The organism is Streptomyces sp. NPDC031049 (assembly GCF_055571015.1).
Genome location: NZ_JBVIGC010000014.1, coordinates 95751 through 121352, shown reverse-complemented (window position 1 = coordinate 121352; position 25602 = coordinate 95751). Strand labels below are relative to the sequence as shown.

At 72.8% G+C, this 25602-nt stretch carries 26 protein-coding genes and 1 pseudogene; 2 read left to right on the top strand and 25 right to left on the bottom strand.

Annotated features, from left to right (window positions below; all coding sequences use genetic code 11):
- Positions 1-47 precede the first annotated feature (47 nt).
- Positions 48-1928, bottom strand: coding sequence for an ATP-binding cassette domain-containing protein (locus ACZ45Q_RS23680; protein ID WP_468264682.1), 1881 nt, complete (start codon positions 1926-1928; stop codon positions 48-50).
- Between the two features lie 348 nt (positions 1929-2276).
- On the opposite strand from ACZ45Q_RS23680, the gene ACZ45Q_RS23675 reads away from it, so the two are divergent.
- Positions 2277-2924, top strand: coding sequence for a hypothetical protein (locus tag ACZ45Q_RS23675; RefSeq protein ID WP_468264680.1), 648 nt, complete (start codon positions 2277-2279; stop codon positions 2922-2924).
- Between the two features lie 38 nt (positions 2925-2962).
- On the opposite strand, the gene ACZ45Q_RS23670 is transcribed toward ACZ45Q_RS23675, so the two are convergent.
- The 23 genes from ACZ45Q_RS23670 to ACZ45Q_RS23560 form a co-directional block, all read right to left on the bottom strand.
- A complete protein-coding gene (locus tag ACZ45Q_RS23670) occupies positions 2963-3733 on the bottom strand; it encodes a class I SAM-dependent methyltransferase (protein ID WP_468264678.1) in 771 nt (256 codons plus the stop codon).
- Positions 3712-4434 carry an HAD family hydrolase gene (locus ACZ45Q_RS23665; RefSeq protein WP_468264676.1) on the bottom strand — a complete coding sequence of 241 codons (723 nt, stop codon included), beginning with the start codon at positions 4432-4434 and terminating at the stop codon, positions 3712-3714. The genes ACZ45Q_RS23670 and ACZ45Q_RS23665 overlap by 22 nt, the downstream gene beginning before the upstream one ends.
- Entirely contained in the window at positions 4431-5531 is a 1101-nt protein-coding gene (locus ACZ45Q_RS23660; RefSeq protein ID WP_468264674.1) for a DegT/DnrJ/EryC1/StrS family aminotransferase, read from the bottom strand. Before ACZ45Q_RS23660 ends, ACZ45Q_RS23665 begins: the two co-directional genes overlap by 4 nt.
- The gene (locus ACZ45Q_RS23655) at positions 5528-6577 is read right to left on the bottom strand and encodes a radical SAM protein (RefSeq protein ID WP_468264672.1); all 1050 of its coding nucleotides are present in this window, start codon (positions 6575-6577) and stop codon (positions 5528-5530) included. The genes ACZ45Q_RS23660 and ACZ45Q_RS23655 overlap by 4 nt, the downstream gene beginning before the upstream one ends.
- A 79-nt stretch (positions 6578-6656) precedes the next feature.
- A complete protein-coding gene (locus ACZ45Q_RS23650; protein WP_468264670.1) occupies positions 6657-7613 on the bottom strand; it encodes an aminoglycoside phosphotransferase family protein in 957 nt (318 codons plus the stop codon).
- Between the two features lie 57 nt (positions 7614-7670).
- Positions 7671-8348 (bottom strand): dTMP kinase, encoded by a 678-nt coding sequence (locus tag ACZ45Q_RS23645; protein ID WP_468264668.1) that lies wholly within the window; start codon positions 8346-8348, stop codon positions 7671-7673.
- On the bottom strand, positions 8342-9172 hold the full coding sequence (locus ACZ45Q_RS23640) for an inositol monophosphatase family protein (protein ID WP_468264666.1): 831 nt from the start codon (positions 9170-9172) through the stop codon (positions 8342-8344). The genes ACZ45Q_RS23645 and ACZ45Q_RS23640 overlap by 7 nt, the downstream gene beginning before the upstream one ends.
- Positions 9169-9738 carry a P-loop nucleotide/nucleoside kinase family protein gene (locus ACZ45Q_RS23635; RefSeq protein WP_468264664.1) on the bottom strand — a complete coding sequence of 190 codons (570 nt, stop codon included), beginning with the start codon at positions 9736-9738 and terminating at the stop codon, positions 9169-9171. Before ACZ45Q_RS23635 ends, ACZ45Q_RS23640 begins: the two co-directional genes overlap by 4 nt.
- Positions 9735-10631, bottom strand: a complete 897-nt coding sequence (locus tag ACZ45Q_RS23630; protein WP_468264662.1) for a nucleotidyltransferase family protein — start codon at positions 10629-10631, stop codon at positions 9735-9737. The genes ACZ45Q_RS23635 and ACZ45Q_RS23630 overlap by 4 nt, the downstream gene beginning before the upstream one ends.
- Positions 10628-11767, bottom strand: coding sequence for a hypothetical protein (locus tag ACZ45Q_RS23625; RefSeq protein ID WP_468264660.1), 1140 nt, complete (start codon positions 11765-11767; stop codon positions 10628-10630). The genes ACZ45Q_RS23630 and ACZ45Q_RS23625 overlap by 4 nt, the downstream gene beginning before the upstream one ends.
- Positions 11764-12597: a hypothetical protein gene (locus tag ACZ45Q_RS23620; RefSeq protein ID WP_468264658.1), complete on the bottom strand. Its 834-nt coding sequence runs from the start codon at positions 12595-12597 to the stop codon at positions 11764-11766. Before ACZ45Q_RS23620 ends, ACZ45Q_RS23625 begins: the two co-directional genes overlap by 4 nt.
- Positions 12590-13378 carry an HAD family hydrolase gene (locus tag ACZ45Q_RS23615; RefSeq protein ID WP_468264656.1) on the bottom strand — a complete coding sequence of 263 codons (789 nt, stop codon included), beginning with the start codon at positions 13376-13378 and terminating at the stop codon, positions 12590-12592. Before ACZ45Q_RS23615 ends, ACZ45Q_RS23620 begins: the two co-directional genes overlap by 8 nt.
- Positions 13375-14079, bottom strand: a complete 705-nt coding sequence (locus ACZ45Q_RS23610) for a ribulose-phosphate 3-epimerase (protein ID WP_468264654.1) — start codon at positions 14077-14079, stop codon at positions 13375-13377. The genes ACZ45Q_RS23615 and ACZ45Q_RS23610 overlap by 4 nt, the downstream gene beginning before the upstream one ends.
- A complete protein-coding gene (locus ACZ45Q_RS23605; RefSeq protein WP_468264652.1) occupies positions 14067-14930 on the bottom strand; it encodes a dTMP kinase in 864 nt (287 codons plus the stop codon). Before ACZ45Q_RS23605 ends, ACZ45Q_RS23610 begins: the two co-directional genes overlap by 13 nt.
- 43 nt (positions 14931-14973) lie before the next feature.
- Entirely contained in the window at positions 14974-15801 is an 828-nt protein-coding gene (locus ACZ45Q_RS23600; protein WP_468264650.1) for a hydroxypyruvate isomerase family protein, read from the bottom strand.
- A 78-nt stretch (positions 15802-15879) separates the two neighbouring features.
- On the bottom strand, positions 15880-16584 hold the full coding sequence (locus ACZ45Q_RS23595) for a 7-cyano-7-deazaguanine synthase (protein ID WP_468264648.1): 705 nt from the start codon (positions 16582-16584) through the stop codon (positions 15880-15882).
- 14 nt (positions 16585-16598) lie between these two features.
- Positions 16599-17210: a phosphoribosyltransferase gene (locus tag ACZ45Q_RS23590; protein ID WP_468264646.1), complete on the bottom strand. Its 612-nt coding sequence runs from the start codon at positions 17208-17210 to the stop codon at positions 16599-16601.
- Complete coding sequence (locus ACZ45Q_RS23585) at positions 17207-19261, bottom strand: hypothetical protein (RefSeq protein WP_468264644.1); 2055 nt, start codon at positions 19259-19261, stop codon at positions 17207-17209. Before ACZ45Q_RS23585 ends, ACZ45Q_RS23590 begins: the two co-directional genes overlap by 4 nt.
- Complete coding sequence (locus ACZ45Q_RS23580; RefSeq protein WP_468264642.1) at positions 19258-19908, bottom strand: HAD family hydrolase; 651 nt, start codon at positions 19906-19908, stop codon at positions 19258-19260. Before ACZ45Q_RS23580 ends, ACZ45Q_RS23585 begins: the two co-directional genes overlap by 4 nt.
- Complete coding sequence (locus ACZ45Q_RS23575) at positions 19905-21728, bottom strand: non-ribosomal peptide synthetase (RefSeq protein ID WP_468264640.1); 1824 nt, start codon at positions 21726-21728, stop codon at positions 19905-19907. The genes ACZ45Q_RS23580 and ACZ45Q_RS23575 overlap by 4 nt, the downstream gene beginning before the upstream one ends.
- A 38-nt stretch (positions 21729-21766) precedes the next feature.
- Positions 21767-22399 (bottom strand): GTP cyclohydrolase I, encoded by a 633-nt coding sequence (gene folE / locus ACZ45Q_RS23570; protein WP_468264638.1) that lies wholly within the window; start codon positions 22397-22399, stop codon positions 21767-21769.
- A 51-nt stretch (positions 22400-22450) separates the two neighbouring features.
- Positions 22451-23185, bottom strand: coding sequence for a 7-carboxy-7-deazaguanine synthase QueE (locus ACZ45Q_RS23565; RefSeq protein WP_468264636.1), 735 nt, complete (start codon positions 23183-23185; stop codon positions 22451-22453).
- A complete protein-coding gene (locus tag ACZ45Q_RS23560; protein ID WP_468264826.1) occupies positions 23182-23592 on the bottom strand; it encodes a 6-pyruvoyl trahydropterin synthase family protein in 411 nt (136 codons plus the stop codon). Before ACZ45Q_RS23560 ends, ACZ45Q_RS23565 begins: the two co-directional genes overlap by 4 nt.
- A gap of 267 nt (positions 23593-23859) precedes the next feature.
- On the opposite strand from ACZ45Q_RS23560, the gene ACZ45Q_RS23555 reads away from it, so the two are divergent.
- Positions 23860-25182 carry an XRE family transcriptional regulator gene (locus tag ACZ45Q_RS23555; RefSeq protein WP_468264634.1) on the top strand — a complete coding sequence of 441 codons (1323 nt, stop codon included), beginning with the start codon at positions 23860-23862 and terminating at the stop codon, positions 25180-25182.
- A 51-nt stretch (positions 25183-25233) separates the two neighbouring features.
- On the opposite strand, the pseudogene ACZ45Q_RS23550 reads toward ACZ45Q_RS23555, so the two are convergent.
- A pseudogene (locus ACZ45Q_RS23550) lies at positions 25234-25545 on the bottom strand (hypothetical protein); the annotation flags it as partial.
- Positions 25546-25602 lie beyond the last annotated feature (57 nt).

Genomic DNA, 25602 nt, shown 5'->3' with positions numbered 1-25602 from the left:
TGCGGAGAAGGCCACCTCGTGAGCACGGTTCCTGTGCGGGCTGGAGATCACGCGATGTCGCCCGCTTCGCCACCGCCGGTGCGCTGCTGGAGTTCCCAGAGGGACCGGAACAGGCCCGGCTCCCGGGTGAGCTGCGCATAGGTCCCCTCCTGCACCAGGTGTCCCTGGTCGAGGACGACGATCCGGTCGGCCACGGCGACGTTGGCGAGGCGGTGCGTGATCAGGAGGATGGCCCGGTCCTTGGCCAGTTCCCGCAGTCCGGTGAAGATGTGGTGCTCGGCTCGGGCGTCGAGGGCGGCCGTGGGCTCGTCCATCACCAGCAGGGCCGCCTCGCGGTGGAAGGCCCGGGTGAGCACGACGCGCTGCCACTGGCCACCGGACAGCTGCTGGCCGCCGAACCACTCGGAGGTCAACAGGGTGTCGAGGCCGGAGCGGAGAGCGGGCAGCATGTCGGCGGCTCCGGATGCCTCACAGGCCGCCAGGACGGCGGCGTCACCGGTGCCGCCCTGCCCGAAGGTGATGTTGTCCCGCAGGGTCAGCGGCAGGTACGTGTACCGCTGTGGGGCCAGGGCGACGTGCTTCCACGCCTTCCAGGGCTCCATTTCGGTCGTGGTCGTGTGGTCCCAGGCCACCTCGCCGGAGGTGGGCAGGAGAAGGCCGCAGATCAGCCGGGACAGCGTGGACTTCCCCGATCCGTTCTCTCCCACCAGCGCCACGATCTCCCCGCGCCGTACCTGCAGCGACACCCCGCTCAGACTGTCCCGCTCGGCGCCGTCGTAGCGGTAGGTGACGTCACGGACCTCGAACCGCTCCGGGGCCGCGGACAGCGTCTTCCTCCCGCGCGAGCCAGCCATGGCCTGGCCGTGGGCGTTGTCGAGGAAGTTCTGCCAGTCCTGCACGTACCAGCCGGTGCGCACCAGCCGGGCGCCGCCGTTGATGATGCCGCGGACGGATCCGGTAGCCGTCTGGAGGGCGAAGACCGCGCCGCCTCCGGCCGCCAGGTCCATACGCCCAGAGGCCAGGAGCCACAGCAGCGCAGCCCACACCGCGGCCGAGGCCACCCCGCCAGCGGCCGCGCCCGCCAGGCCCATCCACGCGCCCGTGTCCGCGGCCTTGCGTTCGGCGGCGTTGACCGAGGCGGCGAGCCGCCGGTACCGGCCGAGGAGGAACGGGCCGGCCAGGCAGGCGCGCATCTCCTCGCTGGACTCCATGTAGGCCATGTGCCAGCGCAGCTTGTGGAGCATCCGGCGCCGACCCGAGGTCGCCAGACCGGCCAGGTACACCACGCGGGCGGCTCGCACGTAGGCGGCTGCCTGGGGCAGGCACGCCAGCAGCAGCAAGGGGAGGAGGATCGGGTGGATCACGGTGAGGACGGTGGCTCCGGCCGCGAGGGTCGCGGTGGCGGCCAGCACGTCCTGGGCTTCCTCCACGAGGTCGGGGGTGACCTGGGAGCCGCGGTCGGCGATGTCGTAGAAGTCGTTGTAGCCGGGCTGATTGTTCGCGGCGAGCTCGGCGCCGAGCGCCGCCTCGATCATGGTGAGCTCCGCGGCCCGGGCCAGGAAGGGCCGCAGCCGCCCGGTCAGCCACGTCACCGTGATGCCCAGCAGAGCGCGAAGGCCGGTCGCCGCGGCGATGATGGCCAGCTGCGGGGCCGCATCCCACAGCCGGTCGGAGATGTCGCCGGAAGAGATCAGCGCGGTCAGGGTCCCGGTGATGGCCAGCAGGCCCAGGGCCGCGAGCACACCGGTGCCGACCTGGCAGGCCAGCAGGCCGGCCGTCGCGACCCGGTCGACCCGCCAGGCCATCTTCAACGACCTCAGCACCAGCGCGGGCAGGCGCCGCGCCATTGTGACGGTCGTCATCTGCGCGCCGGCCTGAAGCCGGGAGGTGTCCCGGTATAGGAACTCCTCGTCCTGCGGCGTGCTCACAGCGCCTTCCGGAGGACTCGCCTCCGCTACGTTCTCGCCCTGCTGCGCGGATGTATTGCCCGTGCTCAAGCTGTCCCCCCGATCGTCGGTCACGGCTGGTCCGTGATGCTCAACGAGCTGGCCGAGATATCGAACTGGTGTGTTTCAGTCGCTCCGGATTTCCCGAGATAGAGCGGGTGGCGGCGTGTGGAAGATGCATGGACCCGTCCGGCGCAACGGGTCCGCGGAGCCGCAGGGTTGGCCGAATCGCCGAGGTTCGCACCGGCGAGCGGATGTGGCCCGGCGGGCTGGCCGCAGCAACGCCGCAATGGCCGCGCACCGCCGCACGGGGTCGATATCGTGGTGCCGGTGCGGATGATGGATGCCGAGTTCGGTTCCACGACCTTCGTGGTCGTCGATGTGGAGATGCGCTGCCAGCCCGGCGGCCTTGTTCCGGCGGCCGTAGCCGCCCTCGCTCTCAGCGGGGCGGACTTCCAGCCCTTGTGGCGGGTGCACCAGGAGATCCGCGAGGAGCTTCACTCCTCCTGGAAGAAGCCGCGGCCGCCTCGACTGCCTCACGAACTCCCAGAGGGGTCCGCGGGACTCGCCCTGCGGGAGATCGAGCGGCATGTCACGGCTCAGCCGCATCGGATCGTCGCCGCGCTGGGCTTCATCGAGGCCTCGCTGCTGCACACCGAGCGGGCCGCGTGCCCGCGTCTGGCCTCCCTCACCCGCTGGGACGCGGTGGAGCTCGCTCGAACCGCCTGTCCCGGCGTCGAGGGAGGGTTCGAGGAGCTCGCCGGGTATCTGGGTGTGCGGCTGCCGCCGGGACCCCGGCCCGCCACCCAGGAGGCCTGGGCGGTTGCCCAGGTGTTTCGACACGCGGTCGAGCGCGGTGCGGCTGCGGGCCGGTGGTCGACCTTCGCTCAGCTGGAGGAGATCGCCGGGACCGCGGCGAAGCCGGTCGAGGAGAAGTACCTTCCGCCGCCCACGGTCCAGGGCTCGCTGTTCGACTGACGGCCCCGGTTCCGCCCAGGGCCCCGGGGTCGAGCCGGTCATGCCCGGCGTGCGACGACGATGCATCGCGTGCTGTCGCCGGTGAGAGGGCTGCCGTCATACCCGCCGAACGTGCCGTGAACCGTGAACCCGGCTTCGGCGAGGGCCGTTCGGAGGTCCTCTGGGGTGTAGAGGCGCGAGGAGCTGTGGAACGGTTCGACGTGGCCGTCCTCGTAGCGGGTGGACATGCGGCTGTTGAGCCGGGCGGTCGCCGGGTCCCAGGTGGTGTGCACGGTGGTCGTCGCCTCGGGACCTTTCAGGATCCGGGTGCCCACCTTGGTCGTGGCGCTGTTGGGCGGGAAGTGATCCATCCCCAGGAGGGCGCCGGGCCGCAGGATACGGGCGGCCTCCTTCAACACGGCGAGGTCTTCCTCGGGGGTGTCGAGGAACCCGAAGCTCCGCAGCATTAAGACGGCGTCGGCCGAGGCGTTGCGGAAGGGCAGCGCCCGGACGTCGGCGTGTACGAAACGGGGGCGCCGGCCGTTGGCGCCTGCCGACGAGGCGGCGTGCGCGAGCATGTCGGGGGACAGGTCCACCCCGACGGTGCGGTGGAAGCCGCGCCGGGTGAATTCGTGCGTGTGACGGCCGAAGGCGCAGCACAGGTCGAGGATCGCCTGGCTTGGCTGAAGGCCCATGTGGTGGATGAAGAAGCCGACACTGCGGCGGGTCTTGGCGTGGTTGTGGTGGCTGTAGCGCTGGTGGGGGCCGCGGCCACGGTAGTTGGTGATCCACCAAGGTTCTTGATCGGCTACGGCTTGGGCGCGGGGCATGGCACTCCGGGGGCGCGAGAGGACGGGACGGTGGAGCTCTGGCTGGCCCGCGCGGCGACGGGGCCGGGCACCACGGGGACGAGCAGGCCTTCACGGACGGCGAGGACTCGCATGCCGGCCTCCAGTGCGGACGTGATGCCGTCCGGCGCGTCGTCGACGGCCAGGCACCGGGAGGGCGCTCGCCCGATCAGCCGGGCGGCCTCCAGGTACGCGTCGGGGGCCGGCTTCCCGCGCGCCACCGATTCGGCCGTCACCACGACCGGCAGGAGCCCGCCGAGGTCGAGCCGGTCGATGACGGGGTGGATGAGGACTCCGGCCGCGGCGGAGGCGACGGCCCGCGGCAGACCCAGAGCCTCGGCCCGCCGCAGCAGGTTCATCGTGCTGTCGATCAGCCGAGGCGGCGGACCGTCGAGTAGCAGGCGCCGGCTGGCGGGCACGATCTCCTCGACCGGGAGCGTACGCGGGCCCGCGAGGCAGGTGATGACCTCGCGGATGGGCAGCCCGCAGTTCAGGGCGTACCACTGCGGGTCGACGTTCACGCCGTACGGGGCGAGGGCTTGCTGGAGCGCGCTCAGCCGGATCTGGGCGTTGTCGACGACGGTGCCGTCCCAGTCGACGACGACGCCGTCGACGTCCTGGAGCAGCTCGTCCACCGTGGGGCCGGCCGCCGGGACGGGCTGCGGCGGGGGGTTCGCGGTCATCGTCCCTCCGCCCAGCTCTTGGCCTCGCGCTGGATGGTTTCGGCGAAGCGGTGCAGGTCGGCCTCGGTGGTGTGCTGCTGGAGGGGGATGGCCAGCATCCGGTCCACGGCTTGGGCGGCGCGCGGGCAGTCGGCCGGGCGCAGGTCCTGGCAGGCCGGGTGCTGGTGTGCCGCCCGGAGCCGGTAGGTGCCGACGGAGTTGGCGACCCCGACCTCGGCCAGGCGGGTGCTGAAGTCTCGGGGGCGGTCGAGATCGACGCGCCACAGGGCGCTGTACCCGTTGGGGGCGTCGTCGGGAGCAGGGGCGTGCACGGTGAGCCCCGGGGTGTCGCCGACGAGGTCGTAGAGCTGGCGGGCCTGCTCGCGGCGCCGGGCCACGGCTTGGTCCAGGGCCTTCAGATTGTGCCGGGCGAGCGCGGCGAGGGGTTCGGCCAGGCGGTAGTTCATCCCGCGTCGGCTGGCGGCCGGTGCGCCGGGGGCGGGGGTGAGCCAGTGCGTACGGTACGCGGCGGCGCGGGCGGCGAGGGTGTCGTCGTCGGTGAGGAGGTAGCCGCCCTCCCCGCAGGAGATGATCTTGCCGTCCTTGAGGGAGAAGCAGCCGATGCTGCCGACCGTGCCGGCCGTGCGCCCCCGAGTGGTGCTGCCCTGGGCCTGGCAGGCGTCCTCCACGACGTGCAGGCCGGCCGACTGCGCGTGCGCGGCGAGGTCGATCAGGCCGTCGGTCCGTCCGGCGAGGTGGACGGGGACGATCGCGCGGGTGCGCTCGGTGGTCTTGGCGGCCACGTCGGCCAGGTCCATGCCGCGCCCGTCCTCGACGACGTCGACGAAGACCGGACGGGCGCCGGTGGCGGTCACGGCGGACACCGTCATGATCACGGCGGCGGCGGGGAGGAGGACCTCGTCGCCGGGGCCGACGCCGCAGGCGACCAGCGCGGTGTGCAGCGCCGCTGTGCCGGAGGAGACCGCGATGGCGTGCCGGACGCCGTGGACGGTGGCGAGTTCGGCTTCCAGGGCGGCGGCCTCGGCGCGGCCGGCCGGGTCCGGCATGCGGTCGATGGACGCCTTGAACGCGTCCAGGGCGTGGGAGGTCGTCGTCACGCGGGGCTCCCGGAGGTCGTGGTGCCCAGCACCCGGTCGAAGTCCATCAGGGGCCACATGTTCACGCAGTCGACGCTGAACAGGGCGCAGTCGCTGCCGCAGCCGGAGGGCTTGCCGAACAGTTCGGCCGCGTCGGCGCCCTTGATGGTGCGGTGGCGCTCGGTGGGTGTGGCGGCCATCTTCAGGGAGGACGGGCAGTCCCAGAGCGAGCCGTCGGGCTCGGCGAAGTACAGGGTGTCCCCGCCGAAGCAGCCCTCGACGGCTCCGGTGAGGTGGTGGATGGCGGAGGCGACCTGGCCGGGGTAGGTCCGGGGCGGGAGCTGGAGGGGGAGGTCGGCGGCGTAGAGACGGTCAAACTGTTCCGACAGGACGGGGAGTTCGGCGTCGGTGAGGACCAGGGTGTCGTAGAGGCTGTGTCCCTCGGGCAGGGCGACGGGCTGGGGCACGGCGTAGTCGCAGCCGAGGTCGGCGGCCAGCTGCGGCACGCCGAGGACGTCCGGCAGGTTGAGCTTGGTGATGACGGTGTAGAGGCCGACGCGGGGCCGGGCCTGCGGGCCGCGGGCGGCCAGCAGGGCCTTGATGCCGCTGACGACGCCCTCCCAGCCGTCGCCGTCCTTGCGGGGCGGGCGCCAGGTGTCGTTGTAGTCGGGGTCGGTGGAGTCCAGCGAGACGGAGAAGCCGTCCACTCCCAGCTCCACCAGGCGGCGGGCCATGTCCGGCTGGTTCAGGGCCACGCCGCTGGTGCACACCACGACCTCGAGTCCTCCGCCCTTGAGGATCTCGATGAGGTCGAGGATGGGCCGCCACGTGAGCGGCTCGCCGCCGGCGAGGAAGACCCGTCGTACGGCCGAACCGGCTAGGGTGCGGGCGAAGGCCATCACCTGCTCGGTGGGCAGGTCGTGGGGCGAGAAGTGCGACAGCAGGCCGGGGGTCTTGTCGACGCGCTGCTCGTCGAGCCAGGTGAAGTAGCAGGGCTTGCACTGGTGCGAGCCGCAGTAGGAACGCAGCGCCCACAGCAGGCTGGCGGTCCTCGGTATCGCGGTCATGGTCTTTCCTCACGTAGTCGGAGCGGGGCGGCCGCGCGCGGGCGGCCGCCGCTGCTCGGTCGGCTGGTTCGACGGGTGGTCAGCCGTGCCAGGGGTTGTCGGGGCTCTGCAGGAGCCGTACGCGGGCGTGCTGGGTGGCGAACTCGTCGGCGCGGGTGTGCCGCTGCTTCCACAGCACGGCGAGCCAGCGCAAGGCACAGGTGCGCTGGGCGGCGAGGAAGAGGTGGCGGTTGGCGGGGGTGATGCCGAGGTCGGGCAGGAGCGTGATCCAGGTGCTGTCGGGGATCTCACGGGCGCTGATGTGTTCGATCAGGTCGGCGGCGTCGAAGTGGACGGTGCTGTGCCCGCTGTACTCGAAGTCGACGCAGGGGCTGGAGGCTTCGTCGCGCAGCCAGTTGTTGAGGTTGGAGTCGCCTCGGGAGAGCACGGCCGGGGCGGAGGTGTCGTCGACGAGCTCGGCGTCGCCGCTGGCGTGCCAGGCGGTGAGCAGGGCGCGCATGTTGGCGGTCAGCGGGTCGTCCTCGTGGCCGGCGAGGAGTTCGGGCCAGCTGCCGGTCAGGCGCAGCATGTAGTGGGAGCCGGAGTCGATGCGCTCCAGTTCGGCCATCAGCCCGGACAGGGGCACGGCGTGGAGGCGCTCGGTGGTCTGGGCCAGGCCCTTGAGGGCGGCTTCGCGGTCGGGGCTCTCCAGCAGTGGCGTGCCCTTCAGCAGCGTCATGCCGATGGCGGGGACCTCGTCGTGCTGGTCGAGCCACAGCGGGCGGGGGACGTCGTCGGCCTGGTGCTCGGCGAGCAGGGTCAGGGCTGCCCACTCGCGGTCCACGCGCCGGCGGTGGTTGCCTTTGGCGTAGAGCTTGACGCAGATGGGCCCGGCCTCGGGGTCGTCCCAGGCGTAGACGTGGTTCTGGAAGCCGCCGGTGAGCGGGCGCAGCCCGTGGCCGGCGAGCACTTCCTTGAGTCGGGTCTCGCTGCCGGTGCGGGCGCCGCGCAGGTCGGCGAGGAGCTCGGCGGGCGGGGCGAGGCGCGTGGGGTGCATGCGGGGTACTCCGTGACGTCTGGTGTCGGCGGTACGGGAAGGACGGGTCGGTTCGCTCTACTGCATGGAAGAACTGTGTTCGGCCGGGGCGGGTATCGGGACGCGTTCGGCGATCGCGTCGACGACGGCCTGGTGGACCTGGTCAGGTGTGAGTCCGAGGACGTCGACGGTGACCAGACCGGGGTCGTCGGCGGCGAGGTGGCCGTAGGCGTCGTGGACGTGGCGCAGGAAGGCGTGCTGCTCGGCGGTGTAGGGCTGGCCCTCACGGCGGGCGGCCTGGGCGATGGCCTCGTCGGCCGGCAGGCGCAGCCACACGGCCACGTCGGCTGGCGGGCCGGACATCGCGGAGACGGACCGCAGCCACCCGATGCCGTCCGCAGGCCGGCCGGGGTGTTTCTGCAGGAGGGTGGCGAGGCTGTACGACTGGATGGTGTGGATGCCGCGGTCCTCGATGATCGTCTGCCCGGCCGTGAGGGCGGGGGCGATGTGCGTGGCGACGGTGTTGGTGCGGATCGCGGTGGCGAGCATCGTGTCGGTGACGATGTTGCCGTGCCGGGAGAAGGGGTCCCCGCTGGCGAAGAGGTCCAGGAGCGTGCTGCCCAGGGAGTCCTCGGTGCGGGTCAGGTTGTCAGGCAGGTAGTTGACCGGCACCTGCTCGCGGGTGAGGTGGTCGGCAAGGAGCCGGGACTGCGTGGTCTTCCCGGCGCCGGGAAGACCCTCGAACGCGATCAGCATGCCGGGCTCCCCGCTGTGGCCGCCCACGGGGTGCCCGTGGTGGTGGCCGCGACGATGTCGAGAACGGCGTCGCGCAGGCCGGGCGCCGTCGCGATGGTGGTGAGCGAGTCGGGGGTGTGCGGGCTGCCGTCGGTGTCCATGACGACGGCGCCGGCCTCGCGGGCGAGGACGACGCCCGCGGCCATGTCCCAGTCGTGGTTGCCCAGGGTAATGGTGGCGTCGAGGGTACCGTCGGCGACGAAGGCCAGATCCGCGGCGGCGGACCCGAGCATGCGCACGCGCTGGGCCTTCTCGGCGAGGTGGGCCTGGATGGCGAGGCCGACGCGGTTGCGCTCGGGGCCGTCGGGGCCCGTTCCGTAGTCGCCGATGGCGATCATCGCCTCGGACAGCGTGCTGGTGCCGGCGGCGCTGATGCGCTGGCCGTCGCGGAAGGCGCCCAGGCCCTGGGCTGCCCAGTAGCGGCGGCCGATCAGGGGCAGGTGGATGACGCCGAGGACGGGCACACCGTGGTGGACGAGGGCGAGGGAGATCCCGCACAGCGGCAGGCCGCGGATGAAGTTCGCGGTGCCGTCGACCGGGTCGATGATCCAGTGGGTGTCGGCGTCGGTGTCACCGCCCTCCTCCTCGCCGACGAATCCGATGCCGGGGGCCCCGTCCAGGAGGGACTTGTGGGCCTCGCGTTCGATGGCGAGATCGACGTTGGTGACCATGTCGCGGTCGCCCTTGGCGGTGATCAGGTCCGGTGTGAGGTCGCGCAGCTGCTGCTCGGCCCGTTCGGTGACCGAGCGGGCGAGGTCGAGCAGCGCCGGAAGTTCGGGGCTCATGCGGTGAGGGCTCCCTTCGGGGCGGTTCGGGTGGGCGGGTGCTCGGCCATCAGGTAGGCCAGGGCGGTACGGGTGCAGTCCGGGACGGGGGCGCTGGTGTCCAGGCGCAGCGCGGGGACGGTGATCGGCTCCGCGGAGGCCTTGAGCCGTCGGTAGAGGTCGGGGTCGCGGTTGGCGGCCGGGTGGGTGCCCGCCTGCACGTCTCGGGCAAGGCGGGCGGCGGCGACGTCGTCGCGGCAGACGCATTCGATGATGCGCAGCGGCCGGCCGGTCTCCTTGGCCAGCCGCTGCACGTCCTCGACCTGGTAGCGGCGTGAGCAGGTGCGTCCGTCGAGGACCACGGCCGCGTCCGGGTGTTCGTCGAGGTGCCGTCCGGCCGTCAGGTGCGTGACGTGGACGCAGAAGTCGTCCTGCTCCCGGGTGTAGGCGACCAGGTGCGGGCCGAACAGCGCGTCGCGGATCCGGTCCTTGTCGAGCAGCAGGGTCTTCGGGCCGAGTGCGCGGGTCAGTTCCCGGCCGAGGGTGGTCTTGCCAGTCCCGGGCAGGCCGGCCAGTTGCACGATCACCGGGCGACCTCCCCTCGGCCCGGCCCGCCGCCGGCCACCGGCGGCGGGCCGGGAGCCAGGTCGGACAGGTGGCTGTGCAGCACCGCCCATCCTGCGCGGAGCGGCTCCGAAACCGCCGCCACGGCTTCGCGCGAGGAGCCCGGGGTGGCCAGGGCGAGGCGGGCGGCGTCGGCCAGACCGGACCAGCGCGGGCGTGCGGCGAGACGGGCGAGAGCGTGCGCCAGGGCGTCCGCCCGGGCGAGCACGGGCAACGCCTCTCCGCCGTCGCCTTCGGCCTCGGTCCGGGCAAGAGCCGCCCGTACGTCCGCCGGGTCGGCGGTGTGGCCCAGGCTGGTGGTGATGTCGATGCTCACGGTGGGCGTCAGCGCGTCTCCGGTGGTCCGCCGGCGCGTGTGCGCACCGCGGCCCGGCTGCGTGAAGCCGAGCTCGGCCAGCACGTCCAGGGCCGCGTCCCGGTCGGCGGCGTCGACCAGGAGGTCGATGTCGGTGAACTGCCGGAGCCCGCCGGGCGGGTACAGGGCGGTGTCGTACGCGAGTCCGTTCAGCACCGCGACGGGCACGTCCCGGCCGGTGAGCGCCCGCACGATTCGGACGGCTTCGCCGCGGTGGAGCCGGTTGTGCAGCGTATTGGCGCGCACGATCTGGCCGAGGACGGAGCGCATCGGACGCGACAGTCCCGCGTCCGCGGGGCCGCCCAGGAGACGGTGGGCCAGCAGGCAGACCAGCTTGGCGTCGATCGCCGCCTCCAGCACCGCGCCGAGCGGGACGGAAGCCGGCGAGGACGGGCGGATGTCCGGCCGGGGATCACACAGCCACCGCAGAACGGCTGCGGCCGGCCCGTCCCCCAGGGGCAGCGGCAGCGTCACGGCGGTGGGCATGGCGGGGGCGTTCACCCGTGCACCTCCGCTCCCGTGCCGAGGAGGCGGCCGACGGCGTCGGCGAGGGCGGCCGGGTCGGCACCGGCGTGGATCCGGTAGCAGGGCAGTTCGGCCAGGGCGTCGACCACGCGGCTCAGGTTGCCGTCGGTGATGGCCGGGTCCGGTGCGGGCCACAGCCAGTGGTTGATGTGGGAGCTGGGCCCGCGGCCGGGGTCGGTCATGAACAGGCGCGTGTGCAGCAGCTTGTCGCGGGCCTCGGCGCCCGAGACCGGCTCGACGCTCACCGTGGTCCGCTCGGGGTCGAGCCGGGGGAAGAGCAGCATGGCCGGGCGGATCGAGCCGAGAACCTGGCCGTCGCCGGACAGCAGCCGGTCGAAGTCCCACGGCTCGATGGGCACCTTGGGCCGGCTCGACCACCGCTGTTCGGCGGGCACCATGCGCTGGGCCTCGGGGACGAGGCCAGCCAGGTGCGGCAGAGCGGCCAGTGTGCCGATACCGGCCCGCAGCCGCGCGGGCCACACGTACCCGGCGAGCCCGCCCTCTTCCTCGGCACGGAGCAGCAGCCGGTCGTTGGTGACGTAGTCGGCACCGAGGCGGTGCAGGCCGGCGAGCAGGGTGGTGGTCTTGCCGCGGCCGCGGTGTCCGGCGATGACGACGCCGCGCCCGCCCAGAGAGAAGGCCGCGGTGTGCGCGTAGACCGCGCCGTTTTCCAGGAGCTGGGCGGTGATGGCCTGCCGGGGCAGCCGGGCCGCCCAGTGCAGCGCCGCCGCCTCCTTCGCGCAGCGCACGGTGATCGTCGCCTGCTGGGTGTCGGTCACGATCATGGTGCGCAGCGCCTCCACCCAGAAGGCGCGGCCGCCGGGCCGCGCGAGGACGGCGGCCATCAGGCGGGGCCCGATCTCGACCATGGGCGCGTCGGCGAAGCCCTCGACCTTCTCGTACGCCGGGCCGCCGTCGACCAGGAGGTCGATCTGCCAGCGCGCGAAGGACGGGCCGGTCTGCTCGTAGGCGTACAGGGTGCCCGTGGCATGGGTGAAGGCAGCCTTCGAGTCGGTGCGCAGGCAGACGCTGGCCTCGGCCTGAGTGAACGTGGTCTCCCAGAGACCGTCCGGCTGCCGGGCGGGGACCTGGTCGGTGGCGGGGGCCGTCACGGGCGGTCTCCTCCCGGCCGGGCCTGCGCCTGGGGCAGGTGCGTGCGGGCCGCGTCCACCAGCCGGGACATCCGCTCGGCGCAGGCGGAGGTGTGGAGGGCGACGAGGCCGTCGGGGCCGACCGCCTCGCGCAACCACGCCGGCTCGACGGCCCGCACACCGCGCCCCCAGTGGTCGCGACCGCGCCGGGACCCGGTGAGGGTGAAGCCGGTCCCGGCCCGGATCGCGGTGATCTCCACTGGCGCGCTGGAGCGGTACTTGACCTCGGCGTGCTGGGCGGCGTGCCGGCTGGTGTGCTGCTGCTCGGTGCCGGGCAAGTCGGTGTAGATGTTGAACACGGTGGCGGGGCCCTCCAGGACCGAGGTCTGGTGCCAGGCGCCGAACGGCACGGCGACCAGGTCGCCGGGCCCGCACGCCTGCCAGTTCAGCACCGGGCTGCCGGACGGGCCGTGCCAGGCGGTGATCATCAGCACCCGCCCGGACAGAATCTCGAACACCTCGAGCTGGGCCGGGGTGTTCCAGTGGCCGATCGAGCGGTTGAGTTCGCCACCGGGCAGCCGGCCGGACCGGTAGACGCAGAGGTCGGCGAACCACTCGGCGCCCAGGGCCCGGGTGGGCGGGAGGATGTCGCGGTGCGCGGTGTAGAGCACCGGGTCACTCCCTCCCTCGCAGGCGGCGCGGGCGGCGCCGGGGTCGGCCAGGTAGCAGGCCGGCGCCCCGTTCGCCGCGGTGGCCAGCAGGTCGGACAGGTGCCGGTCCACGCCGTCGCCCGCAGCGCTCAGGAGGGCCGTGCCCGCGGCGGGGCCGGGGCCGGTGGCCAGGTCAGTCATGGGAAACACTCCGTGAGATCAGCTCCGCCAAGGCCGCGCGGCACGAGGAGACCAGCAGGTCCGGCAGCTCGGCGAGATCGGCGAAGTCGGGGACGTGGGGCCGGGAAGCCTCGCGGCGGGGGTTGTAGTGGATGGCCCGGCACCCGGCGCCCAGGGCACCGTCCACATCGGTGAGCAGGTCGTCGCCGACGTGGACGACGCGACCGGGCGGCATGACGGCCCGCTCGGCGACGGTGGCGAACACCTCGGGTCGGGGCTTGGCCACTCCCAAGTCACAGGAGAACAGCAGGTCGTCGAACCGGTCGAGCAGGCCGAGATCGGACAGCAGCAGCCGGTGGACGTCCGGCGGCGTGGCCAGGGTGTTGGACGTCAGCACCAGGCGCCCGCCCGCGGCCTTGATCGCGTCCAGGGCCTCGCGCGCCCCGGGGATCGGCTGCGGGCAGGCCCGCAGCACCGCGTGCGTGTGCACCGCGAGCAGCAGCTTCAGCAGATCGGGCGCATCCCGGTCGATGCCGAGCTCGTCGAGCACCGCCCCGACCTGAGCCTCGACGTTGGGTTGCCCTCCGGCCGTCCGCTGCTGGTGCGCCGCCTCGGCCCGGGTGCGCCCCACGATCTCGCTCAGCTTCTCCGGCTCCGGGCGGTGGCCGTAGGCGTGAAGGACGCGGTCGAACTCCGTGATCCGCCAGGCGTCTGCGGCCTTCCGATCCCCGTGGGTGATGAGGGTGCCCCACAGGTCGAGGCTGACCGTCCACCCCGCCAGGGGAAGCCCGGAGCAGGTCACCGGGCACCTCCGTGCGGACGCGTGGAGGTGGGCTGGCTCCGGATCCACGCGGCGATCGCGGCCGGGTCGTCGCTGCCGAACAGCAGGGAGCCCGCCACGACGCCGGTGGCACCGGCGGCGACGAGGTCGGGCACCGTGTGCTCGCGGATCCCGCCGTCGGCCAGGAGCGGGATGTCCGTACCGCGCCGGTCGAGGATCTGGCGGATGACCCGCATGCGGTCCAAGGCCTCGGGGACCATGCCGGTGCCCTTGGTACCCAGCGGGGTGCCCACCATGGTGACGGCGTCGACGGATTCGAGGAGGTCCTCGACGTTCTCAGGGGCCAGGTCGAGGGTGAGCGCGAGACCGGCCGCCTGGCCTCCGGCCCGGATACGGCCGATCGCCTCCAGCGCTCCGTCGGCTTCGGCGTGGACGGTGATCAGGTTCGCGCCGGCGCCGGCGAACGCCGCGGCCAGCTCGGCCGGACGGTGCGCCATCAGGTGGACGTGGAACGGAACCTCGGTGCGGGGGCGCAGGGTACGGACCAGGTCGGGGAAGAAGATCGCGTCGGGGGTGAAGGAGGTGTCGGAGGCGTCGATGTGGAAGGAGTCGGCGTACGGGCCGATCCGCTCGACCTCGGCGGTTAGCGCGCCCAGGTCGGCGGACCACAAGGAGGCGTCGATGATCGTCCGCTCGCGCGGGCGGTCGGTCAGGAAGAACACAGGGCACTCATCTCGTCGAGGTCGCGGGGACGGGGTACGGGCAGCGGGGCGCAGAGCCGGCCGGTGATCGCGGCGGCCATCTCGGCGGCCACCTCCGGTGCCTCGCGCAGGTCCACCCGGATGGGCAGGACGCGGGGGTGGTGGACGTCGAGCACCCGCCGGTAGGCCGCCGAGTAGCGGGGGAGGAACAGCAGGCGCTCGATCGCGGCGGGGTTGCCGCCTCCCCGGCCGCGGGCGATGGCGCGTTCGCGGGCCAGCGGCCAGGGGGTGTTGAGGAAGACGGCCAGGTCGGGGTGGAGGAACCAGGGCGCCACGATGTCGAGCAGACGCTGCAGGGTCTCGTCAGCGGGCGGGTCGGGCTGGGTCTCGGTCAGGACGGTCAGGGCCCAGGCGATCTTGGAGTAGACGCCGTGGTCGATGATGACGACGTCGTGCTCGGCCAGGGCCGGCTCGTAGAAGGTCTGGTGCTGGTGAGCTTCGCGGCACAGGCGCAGCAGGACGTCGACGGTGGCGTGGTGGGCGCGTGCGTAGCCGCCGGCGCCGGTGCGGGAACGCAGGGGCTGGGCTTCGAGGACCTCGGAGAGCCGGCCGATCGTGCCGGGGCGTGGCCCGTAGTGGAGGACGGCCACCGTGAAGCCCGCGGCCCGCAGCTGTTCCCCGGCCAGTTCGGCGGCCGTGGTCTTGCCCGCGCCCCAGACTCCTTCGGTGCTGACCAGGAGACCGCGCGGGCCGTCGAGCCGCCACACAGGGGCGCGGCCGGCGGACGGGCCGGGCGGGCCGGCCAAGGTGGCGGGTACGGGGGCGGCATGGTGCGGGGGGCCGACGGCGCTGCCTTGCGTGCCGGGGCGCATCGGGTCTCCTCTCCGAGTGGTTGATGGACGGGATGCGGTGAGGTCAGGTGCGGGCGGTCAGGGAAGGCAGCCAGTCGAAGTCGACGGCCGAGTCGCGGGTCGGCTCGTACTCCAGGCCGATCCAGCCGTCGTAGCCGGAGGCGACGATGCGCGAGAAGAAGTCCGGGTAGTCGAGGACCCCGGAGCCGGGGCGCCCGCGTCCGGGGGTGTCCGCGATCTGGAAGTGCACGATGCGCCCGGCGTGGCGCTTCAGCAGGTCGGGGATGTCCTCACCGTTGCGGCCGTGGTGGTACAGGTCGCACAGGAACCCGGTGTTCGACAGGCCCGCGGCGTCATTCACGCGGTCGGCCATGGCGACCGTCGCGTCGGCGTTGCCGAGCGGGTAGTCGGGGGCCTCCTGGCGGCTGATGGTCTCCAGGACGACCGACGCCCCCACCTGGTGGGCGGCGCGGGCCGCCAGGACCAGGCTCTCCAGGGCGAGCTCGTCCTGAGCGCCGGGGTCGGTGTCCGGCTGCCGGTTGCCGTAGAGGGCGTTCAGGACGCGGCAGCCGGTCCGGTCGGCGAAGGCGACGGTGGTGGCGATGCTGTCGCGGAACTCGACCGCGCGGCCGGGTACGGACAGCAGTCCGCGGTCGCCGGCGCGCATGTCGCCCTCGATGAAGTTCATCGCGACCAGCTGCAGGCCGGCGTCGCTCAGGGCGCGGGACAGGGCGTCGACGTCGCGGTCGGCCGGAACGGGGGAGTCGAAGGGCCACCAGATCTCGGCGACCGTGAATCCCGCGGCGGCCGCGGCGGCGGGGCGCTCCAGGAGCGGCAGGTGGCCGTAGAGCATGGACAGGTTCGCGGCGAAGTTCAGGGTGCCGGTGTTCATCGTGGGCGGGTCTCCGTCCGGTGGTTGCACGGCGAGCCGCCGCGCAGGTCTGGGGGAAGGGATGGGCGAGCTGTGCGGTCAGGTAGGGGCGCCGACCGTCTTCAAGGCGGCGAAGAACTCCTCGGCCCGGTGCTCGGGGTAGGTGCCGTCGCGCATGGCCCGCAGGTAGTAGCTCTGCACGCGCTCCCACTCCCACGGGTTGGCGGCGAACTCGCCGGTGATCTGGTTGTTGGCCAGGGCGATCCAGCGGCGAAGGCAGCTGGAGCAGCGCCCGCAGTGCACGCGCCGCCCGCTCGGTTCGAAGCAGGACAGGGTGGCCAGCAGGTCTCGTACGGGCAGACCGGCCTCGACGTACCAGCGCACGATGTCGGTCTTGGTCATGTCCCAGAACGGGCTGTCGACCCTGATCGGGCGGCCGGCGAACTCCGAGAGCACTTCGCTCATCCGCGCGAAGGCGTCGGGGCTCTTGTCGAGCGTGTGGTCACCTCTGACGCCGACGCACCAGATGGTGTCCGCCTCGTAGTTGGAGGCGAGCATCGCGAAGTAGATGTTGCGGAACGGGATGAGCGGGCGGGTGTCCCAGGCGGACAGGTCCAGCGCGGTGCTGACCGTGAGGTCGATGCCGCACCGCTCGGCGAGCTCGCGCACGCACTCCAGCTCGGCTTCGCGGAAGTGGTGGCGGATGTCGAAGTACACCGCGGGCGGTTTGCCCAGGTAGTGCCAGGCCGGGAAGGAGTCCAGGCCTGCGGAGTACAGAAGGATCGACTTGCCCTCGTCGCTCATCGGGTCCTCCCCTTTCAGCTCTGGTCGCGTTCGGACGGGGAGGCCGCGCCCTGTTCGGGCACCGGGTCGTCTCCAGCCGTCGGGATGGTCGCGGGGGCGGGGGCCTTCGGCCCGTTCTCCGTCTCCCAGGGGAAGATCACCCAGGTGTCGGTGTGCTCGGCGATGTAGTTGATGCGCTCCTCGGGGGCGGCCGGGCCAGGCCAGTTGGAGCGGTTGACGGTCAGCACCGCAGTGCGCAGCCGCCGGACGCCGAGCGCCTCGACCATCCGGCGGGTGCGCTCCAGCGTCGCTCCGCTGCCGGCGATGTCGTCGACCAGCAGGACGTCCCGCCCGGCCAGGTCGCCGAGGGAGGCGGGGTTCTTGGTGGCCGGGGCGCTGGTCTTGGCCGCGTTGACGCCGTCCGTCTCGGTGTGCGTGACCTCGATCGTCCGGACATCGCGGATGCCAAGCTGATGGGCGATCATCACGGCCGGGATCATGCCGCCGCGCATGATCCCGACGACGGTTTCCGGCAGGCCGTCGCCGCTCGCCTGCTCGGCGAGGTCGCGGGTGAAAGCCTCGATACCGCTCCAGGCCAGCCATATGGGCGCCGGTGTGGTGACGGGCGGGGTGGATGTGGTGGTCACGGAAGCTGCTCCTCAGGGTGGACGCCCGGCGCGCTGGGCACGCGGACCTGGTGCCAGGCGGGCAGGAAGCGGTCGACGATCAGGGCCCAGACGCGGTGGACCTCGGGCTGAACGCCAGCGGGGACGGTCATCTCCACCTCGGCCGCGCCGACGGCGCCGGGGAGGTGGTGGGCGGCGAGGGCGTGCCGGCCGCGGTCACGCAGCTGCACGGTCAGCCACACCCCCGGCGCCGTCCCGGGCAGGTCCACGGTGACCCGCAGGGCCTGGCCGGGTACGAGCTCGTTCGGCGTGTGAAGGCGGACGGCCGCGTGGGCGGGCGTGGTGGGACGGTCTGCCACCAGGCCGCAGCGCGGGCAGGCCACGCGGATCCGCTCCACGGCAGCGGGCACGGGCCCGCACCACACGGTCCGTTCCAGCGGGCCGCGGCAGTATCCGCACCGACCGGCGCCCGTCGGCCCGTGGGCCGGGGTATGGGCGGCGGTCGCGGCGTCGGTGAACTGGTCGAGCATGCCGAAGCGGGAGCGCTCGCTCATCTCGGACAGGGCCTTGGCCCAGCCGGCGGCGTGCCGGCCGAGTGCATCGGGCAGGCCGGGCAGGGGACCGTACCCGGCGCGCAGCGACTTCTGGACGAGGTGCAGCGCGGCGAGGGCGCTCTCCCGGGCGGCTTCGCGATGACGCCGCATCACCTTGAGCCCTTCGACCACGCGAGTCTTGGGGCGGTCGGCCGCCATTGCCCCGGCACGCAGGTTGTCCTCGAACAGAGCGCCGGCGTCGAGGGAGGCCAGCCAGCCGGTCAGCTCGGTGCGCACCCCGAGCGCCGCCCCGCGCCCGTCGGCGACGGCCACCAGGTCCTCGGGTTCGTGCCAGATCCCGTCCCGGGTCAGCAGCCCCGGCGGCCCGCCGGGGCCGGGGAGGGTGAGGAAGGCCGGGCGCCGGCCGGGCCAGGGGGCGAGGACCGGCGCATTGCCGGGCGCGGGTGGTAGAGCGAAGGTCTGCTCGGGGTCACCGAGCAGAAGGTATCCGCTCGCCCGCCCTGCGGTGTCGTTGAGGTCGGCGGTGACGGCGCCAGCCGGGCGGGCAGCGGCGAGCAACCGGCCGGTCAGGCGCGGCTCGACGTGCACGGGCAGGTCCTGGTGCACCATCCCGATCACCGCGGCCGGATGCCCTTCCAGCGCAGCGTGGGCGAGAGACACGCTGGAGGGGTAGTGCTCGTGCGGGTCGAGGATGAGCGCGGTGCACACGAACAGCGCGAGCGTCCGGCACGCCAGGTCACGCAGCAGCAGCGGGGTGAGCGCGCCACCCGCCCGGCACCGCTCCGGGGTGCAGCCGCCCGGCACCGGCTCGCCCGAGACAGCGAGTTCCCGATCCCCGGTCAGCCCGCACACGCTGTAGGGGCCGAGAAGGGCGTGCGATCCGGAGCCGTGGGCCTCCACCACGGCGGTGCGCCACCGGCCGCCGACGCCGATGTCCAGGGCGGTGCGCTCGTCGAGGTGCCGCCCGGTGCGGGCGGTGCCGGTGAGCCCGTCGAGCAGTACATCGGGCTCCTCGTGCTCCGGGGTGTGGGCGGCGAGGACCTTGGCGAGCGAGAAGGCGACGCCCGGAAGGTCGATGCCGGTCAGCAACCCCACGCGCACCGAGCGCTCGGACCAGGTGTGCAGGAGAGGGGTCAGAGCGGCCAGTGAGCATTCGCCGGCCGGGGCGGTGAGCAGCACGCTGCCGCCGTCCGCGACCGGCACCGTGCCAGCGCCGCTCAGCTCGTCGACCGGTACGAAGCCGCGGCCCAGAACTCGGGCGGCGCGCCGGGCGAGCGGGCCCGCGGAGCCAACGCCGACCACGAGGCGTTCGCCGGCCGGGCCGGGCGCGTGGGCGAGGGGCGGCTGGGCGCCGTAGAAGGTGACCACGTTCGCCCAGCGGGCGGCCCGCTGTGGGTCGGCCGGCCGCAGCAGCGCGATCCGCCCGTCGTCCAGGTGCTCGCCCCAGGAGGTGAGGTCGTCGGCCCAGCAGAATCCGTTGGGCAGCTCTGGGTCCGTGACCGGGTCGGGGGTGGTCATCCGCGGTGTTCTCCCTTCGTGTCCGGCGTGGGTGCGGGCAGGGTGATGCCGCACGCGGCGAGGTCGGCGATGAGCCCGGGGACGGAGACGAAGTCGACCGCCTGCAGCCCGACACGCCGGGCTGCGATGACGTTGGCGTGGTTGTCGTCGGCGAAGAAGATCTCTCCGGCGGCCACGCCCATGGCCTCGATGGCCAGCCGGTAGGCCACCGGGGAAGGCTTGATCACGCCGAGGTCCGCCGAGTTGATCAACGTGTCGAACGCGTCGAACCCGAGACGGGCCAGATCCGCCTCCAGCCCGCTGGTGTTGTTGGTGAAGATGCCGACGGGGATGCCCTGGGCGCGGACGGCCTTAAGGACGGCCACCGCGTCCTCATCCAGCTCCCCGGGATCTTGCGCCCACACGTCCACGGCGGCCCCCGCGTCGGGACCGAACTCGGCCACGAGTTCGCCCCGGACGGCCTCCAGCCAGTCCTGGTGGGTGTAGACGCCGTAGTTGGCCAGCGCGAACGCATCCTTGTAGGCGATGCGGCGCAGCGTGCCCGGCGGCAGGCCGACCGCCTTCTCCGCTTCGGCACGGCCGTTGCCGCGGAAATGCAGAAGGACTCCCCCCAGGTCGAACAGGGCGGCGCGCACGCGCGTGCTCATGACGGCTCCCGGGCGGCGGAAGCCAGCGCGCGGCCGAGGAACGCGGGCGTCGGCTGGGCGGTGAAGTGCGTGAGCGGGATCTCGAGACCGAAGGTCTCGTTGATGCGGTGCAGGAGCTCCACGCACGCCAGAGAGTCCCCACCGCAGGAGAAGAAGTCGGTCGTCGCGGTGGTCGGCTCGGTGCCGGTGGCTTGCCGCCACCACACCCGGATCATGTCCGGCAGCTCCACGGGCGGGCCGTCCCCGGCTGCTGCCGGGGCGATCTCGTCCGGGTCGGCGGCCGGACCGGCGCCGGACAAGGCCAGGGCGGCGATCGCCTGCACATCGGGTTTGCCGTACCCGGTCAATGGGAGCGAGGGGTGAAGGTGGATGCGGGCGGGGACGGCCGTCGAGGGAAGCAGACCGGCCAGGTGCGCGCGCAGTGCGCCCTCGGTGATCCGGCCGCCGGGGACAGCCGCGTGCAGGGCGAGGACGTCCCGGCCCTCGGCCGGCTCGGCGAGCGCCGCCGCCGCGGTCACACCGTCGAGGGCCAGCGCGGCGGCTTCGACTTCCTCCGGCTCCAGGCGCACGCCACCGAGGTTGAGCTGCCGGTCGATCCGGCCCGCGTACACCAGCTGGCCGTCCGGGCGCCGCCAGGCCCGGTCGCCGGTCCGGTACACGCGTACCGCCCGGCCGCCGATCGTGAGCGTGGGGAAGGCGTGGGCCGTACGGTCAGGCAGGCCCGCGTAACCGTCGGCCAGTCCGACACCGGCGAGGTGCAGGTGACCGGGCTGCCCGTCGGGCACGGGCTGGTCGTGCTCGTCGAGGAGGAAGTCCTCCACCCCGGGCACCGGCCGGCCGAGCAGAGCGGGCTGGTCGTCGGCCGTGATGTGCGGTGCGACGTGGGTGGCAATGGTCGCCTCGGTCGGACCGTACGCGTTCGCGACCTGGTGCCGGCCGATCCAGTAGGCGAAGCGGGCCGGGTCCAGCGCCTCGCCGCCGACGACGAGCAGCCGCAGCTCGGGCAGCGTCACCTCCGGTAAGGCCGCGAGCATGGTCGGGGTCAGCGTGGCCACGGTGACCTGTTCTGCGGCGAGCCACCGGACCAGTCCGATCCCGGGAACCCGCTGACGGCCGTGCGGCATGCACAGCGTTCCGCCAACGGTCAGGGCCAGCAGGGTCTCCCAGAGCACGACGTCGACCGAGGCCGCGGCCAACTGCGCGATCCGGTCCTCCGCCGTGATCCGGTACAGATCGGCGAAGGCGGTGATCCGGTGGGCCAGACCGCTGTGGGGGAGCACCACGGGTTTCGGTGCGCCCGTCGAACCGGAGGTGTGCAGGATGCACGCAGTCCGGCCGCCAGCAGCCGCGGCGTACTCCGCGCGCGGTCCGGGCAGGTGACCCGCCTCCGGGAAGGTGACGGCCGGTATGTCCTCGGGCCACCAGCTCGGAATCGCCCCGCCGCTGTGAACCAGGAGGTCCGCACTGCCAGCCAGCAGGCGGAGCCGGGCCGGCGGGTGGTCGAGGTTGACCGGCACCGCCGCCGCCCCGGCCCGCCAGATGCCCAGCAGGCATCCCACCCAGTCGGCGCCCGACGCCAAGCCGATCGCGACCCGCAGCTCTCCGCCGCTACGGGCGGCAGCCGAGACGACGGCGGCCACCCCGCCCGCCCGCTGCCACAGCTCCCCGTAGGTCACCCTCTCGTCCGCCGAGCGCACAGCGCAGGCGTGGCCGCGGGCCTCAACCTGCCCGGCGACTGCGGACAGCACGGAGCCTGCCGCAGGGCCGGTCGGCGTCTCGGCGCGCGGAAGTGTGTCTTCCGCAGCCGGTGACGTGGACATCAGCTCACCTCCTTCCTGGTCTGCTTGCCGGTTCGCGTTCAGGCCGCGTTCCACTGGGCCGCGGCGAGGAACTGCTGGTTGAGCACCGGGTCGGTACCGAACCGGCCTCCGGTGTGCAGCGTGGTGGTGCGGGAGGCCTCCATCCGTACGCCGCGCATGCTCATGCACAGGTGCAGCCCTCGTACGGCGACGGCGACGTCCTTGCGCCCGATCACGCCGGTGAGGTACTCGGCGACCTGCTTGGTGAAGCGTTCCTGGACCTGGAGACGCCCCGCGAAGTGCGCGGCGATACGTCCGAACTTCGACAGGCCAACCACCTCGCCGTCGGGCACATATCCGGCCGTGACCTGCAAGTTCATGGGCAGCATGTGGTGCTCGCAGAGCGCCCACACGCCCATGCCGCCCACGATGACCAGCTGGTCGCTCAGCAGGGGCTCGCTGAAGCAGGTGACCGACGTGGCATCGTCCGGGGACAGGAAGTCGCTCCACCAGGCCGCGACGCGCTCGGGGGTGCCGATGAGCCCCTCGCGGGCGGGATCCTCTCCCAGCGCGATCAGGAGCTGGGAGATCAGGTCGGCGACCCGGACGGTGTCGACGTTCCCGGCGGGCCGGCCGGGAACGGGAAGGGCGGCGCCCAGAGGGATCTCGGGGCTGGCCGTGGAGGTCGTCATGGGCTTCTCTCGCTTCCGGGGACTGGGGAACGGAGGGGACGGAACGGGAGATCAGCGGCCTCGTGCGTCTGCGAAGGCGAGCACGTGCAGCCGGGTGGTGAGATGCCAGTGCCGGGCCGCGACCGCGTCCGCGAGAACCCGGGTCGTGGCCGTGATCGCGTCGGCGGTGGTGCCCTCGGGCATCACCCACACCGGTGCGAGCCGGTAGGCGTCGGCGAGCTCGGCGATGCGGTCGAGGTCGCCCGCTGAAGACGCGACGAACTTGAAGGCCGCCCTCCCAGACGCCACGAACGCCTCCAGCGCGACGGGCACCACGCTCTTCGCTTCGTCCATGCCGAAGCTGGCGATCTTGGGCGAAACGTTGAAGCCGACCCCGTCGACCAGCAGCTCGGGCACCGGCGCGATGGTGCCGTTCGTCTCGAACTCCACCCGCTTCCCGGCTGCCAGGAGCGTCTCGACGAGCGGCACCAGGCCCGCATGCTGGAACAGCGGCTCCCCGCCGGTGATCACGACCAGCTCCACCGGCGAGGACATGGCCCAGGTCACGAGGTCGGCCACCGTCTGCTTCGTCGCTTCCTTGCGGGGGTCGAACTGGGACCAGTCCCACGTGTACTTCGTGTCGCACTTGGTGCAGCTGAGATTGCACCGGGACAGGCGGATGAACAGGGCGGGGTGCCCACAGCTCGGGCCCTCGCCCTGGAAAGTCGGAACCTCAACGCCGAAGCGCTCCGCCACGATCAGGTGCACCGCGGTCAGGTCAACGCCGACCGGCCTGGAGGCGGTCACTGTGCCGCCACGTCAAAGCGGGCCCAGCTGCTCGACGTCTCGCGGACGACGACGGCGACCAGGCGGCCGGGGATCGTCGGCTGAACGTTCTGGATAAACCAGCCGGCGAGGAACTGGGCCAGCCGCTCCGAGGTCGGCTCGAAGGGCAGGATCTCGTGCAGGTTGCGGTGGTCCAGCTCAGCGTCCAGGAACGTCTTGAACGGGGCGAGCGCGCCGAAGTCCGTGACGAAGCCGGGCCCCTCCAGAGCGGGGGCGGTCAAGATGACCTCCACCTCGTAGCTGTGGCCGTGCTGGCGCGCGCACTTGTGGTCAGGCGGCAGCCCGGGGAGGCGGTGCCCGGCCTCGAGGTCGAACTTCTTGCCGATGGTGAAGCCACCGGCCGGAAGCGGAACGGAACCGAGGTCCATGATCACCCTTCGTGAGTCGCGTGGTGGGCGGCTCCAGCCGCCAGAGGAATTCCCACAGAGCCAGGTCCAGCAGGGGCGGGCTCTCGCGCACAGGGGCGCCGTGAAGACGCGGAGCCGAGGTGATGCGCCACAGCGACCGAGAGATCGCCGGAGTGATCGAGTGTCGACCAACTGTGCGCCCCGCCACAGAGGTTGGCGGGAGTCCCGCGGGAGTCCCGCCGCCTGCGGCAGTACGCTCAGGCTGGGCCTGCCTGATTGGATTTCGTCGTGGACGAGGATGAGCGCATACCCCACCCGCTGGCCGCGGTTCGCATCGCGCGCGGGTTCAACCGTGTGGAGTTCGCCGAGGCGATACACGGCGCTGCTCGCCGCCGCGGACTTCGCTCCGGCGTCGACAAGGCCCGGGTGCGCAAGTGGGAGGTCAACGGCGTACGGCCCGATGCCGTCTCCCAGACCTACATCGCGGAAGTCCTGGGCATCCCGGCCGGTGACGTCGACCCTGCTGCCTGGCCCGCCTGGCTTCCCCGCGTCGACCAGGGTGTCGTGCCGCTCGGCCCCGCCAACATCGTGCCCGCTCTGCGAGAGGCCCTGCACACCATGGACCGCCGAACCCTCCTCAGCGCCATCCCCGGATCCGCGCTCGTCATCCTGGCCGGAAGCTGGGCCGGAACCCAGCCCGCAGCCCTCGCCGCCGTCCCCTCCCGCCCGGGCGCCGCGGTGGGCGAAGACGTCGTAGGCCTGCTGGAGGAGACCAGCGCCCGCCTCAACACACTGGCCACCGAACAGCGCCAGCACATCGCGCCGCTCTACGACGCCCACCTTGCCCACGTCACCGACCTGATCGAGGAGCAGCGCTACACGCGCCCCCTGGGAGTACGCCTGCACAAGCTCGCCGCGAGCCTCTCCCAGACGGTCGCCTGGATCCGCTTCGACCATGGCCAGCATGGCGCCGCGAGCCGGTACTGGATCGCTGGGCTGCACAACGCTCACGCCGGCGACGACCAGGACATGGGCGCGGCCCTCCTCAGCGACCTCGCCTACCAGGCCTCCTGGCGGCACGACCCCACCACCGCCGCCGGCATCCTCACCAAGGCCCTCAGCCGTACCACCCACCCCGCCGCCGGCTCGCTGCTGCACCTGCGACTGGCACGCGCCCAAGCCGCGCGCGGCGAACGCAGCGCCACCCTGCGCTCCCTGAACGCGGCAGAACGCCTGCTCAACGCCGGGGACACAGACGACACCCCCGCCTGGTGCTCCTGGATGTCGACCGCCGACCTCGCCGTCGACTCGGGCCGCTGCCTGCTCGACCTCGGCGACACCACACAGGCACACCGCCTCATCGCCGAGGGCCAAGCGCTCCTGCCGGCCAGCCGCGACAAGACGCGCGGGGTCTTCCTTGCATACCGGGCGCAGGGCCAGCTCAGCCGTCGCGAACCAGAAGCAGCAGCCGCCGACGCCCTCGAAGCGCTCCACCTGGCCGAACGGATCGGGGCCCCGCGATGCGTTCAGCTCGTCCGCGATCTCGCCCCCGCCTTCACCCCCTACCGCACGGCGCAGGGCGTGCCTGAACTGCTGCACGCCGTTGCGTAACCCGGGCCGGCCCCGCAGGGCCGCCCAGATGCGCACGGCATTGGCCACGGTGTCCATCGACAGGTAGCCGCCGTGGCGACTACCCCCAGCGGGCACCGCAAGGAGTACGGGGCCGTTCACCTTCACACCACCCGCGCAGTCGAGAAAGCCAGCCAGATTGGGCGCGGGAGCGGCAGACAGGCGGACGCGCGTGACCTGGTGGCCGTCCGGGGTGCGACCGGAGCCGAGGACGTGCCAGCCGAGGTCGCGCAGGTGCTCCAAGGGCCGGTTTTCGGTTCCGCCGGATGCGGTTCGTCGGTCCGGGGCCTCGTACACGCAGTCGATGCCGGTGCGGGCCGCGTAGTCGGCGAGCCAGAGCGTCATCAGCCATCCGGCTCGGTCGGCGGGGCCCGGCGCGGTGTGGGCCAGTGAGACCTTCAG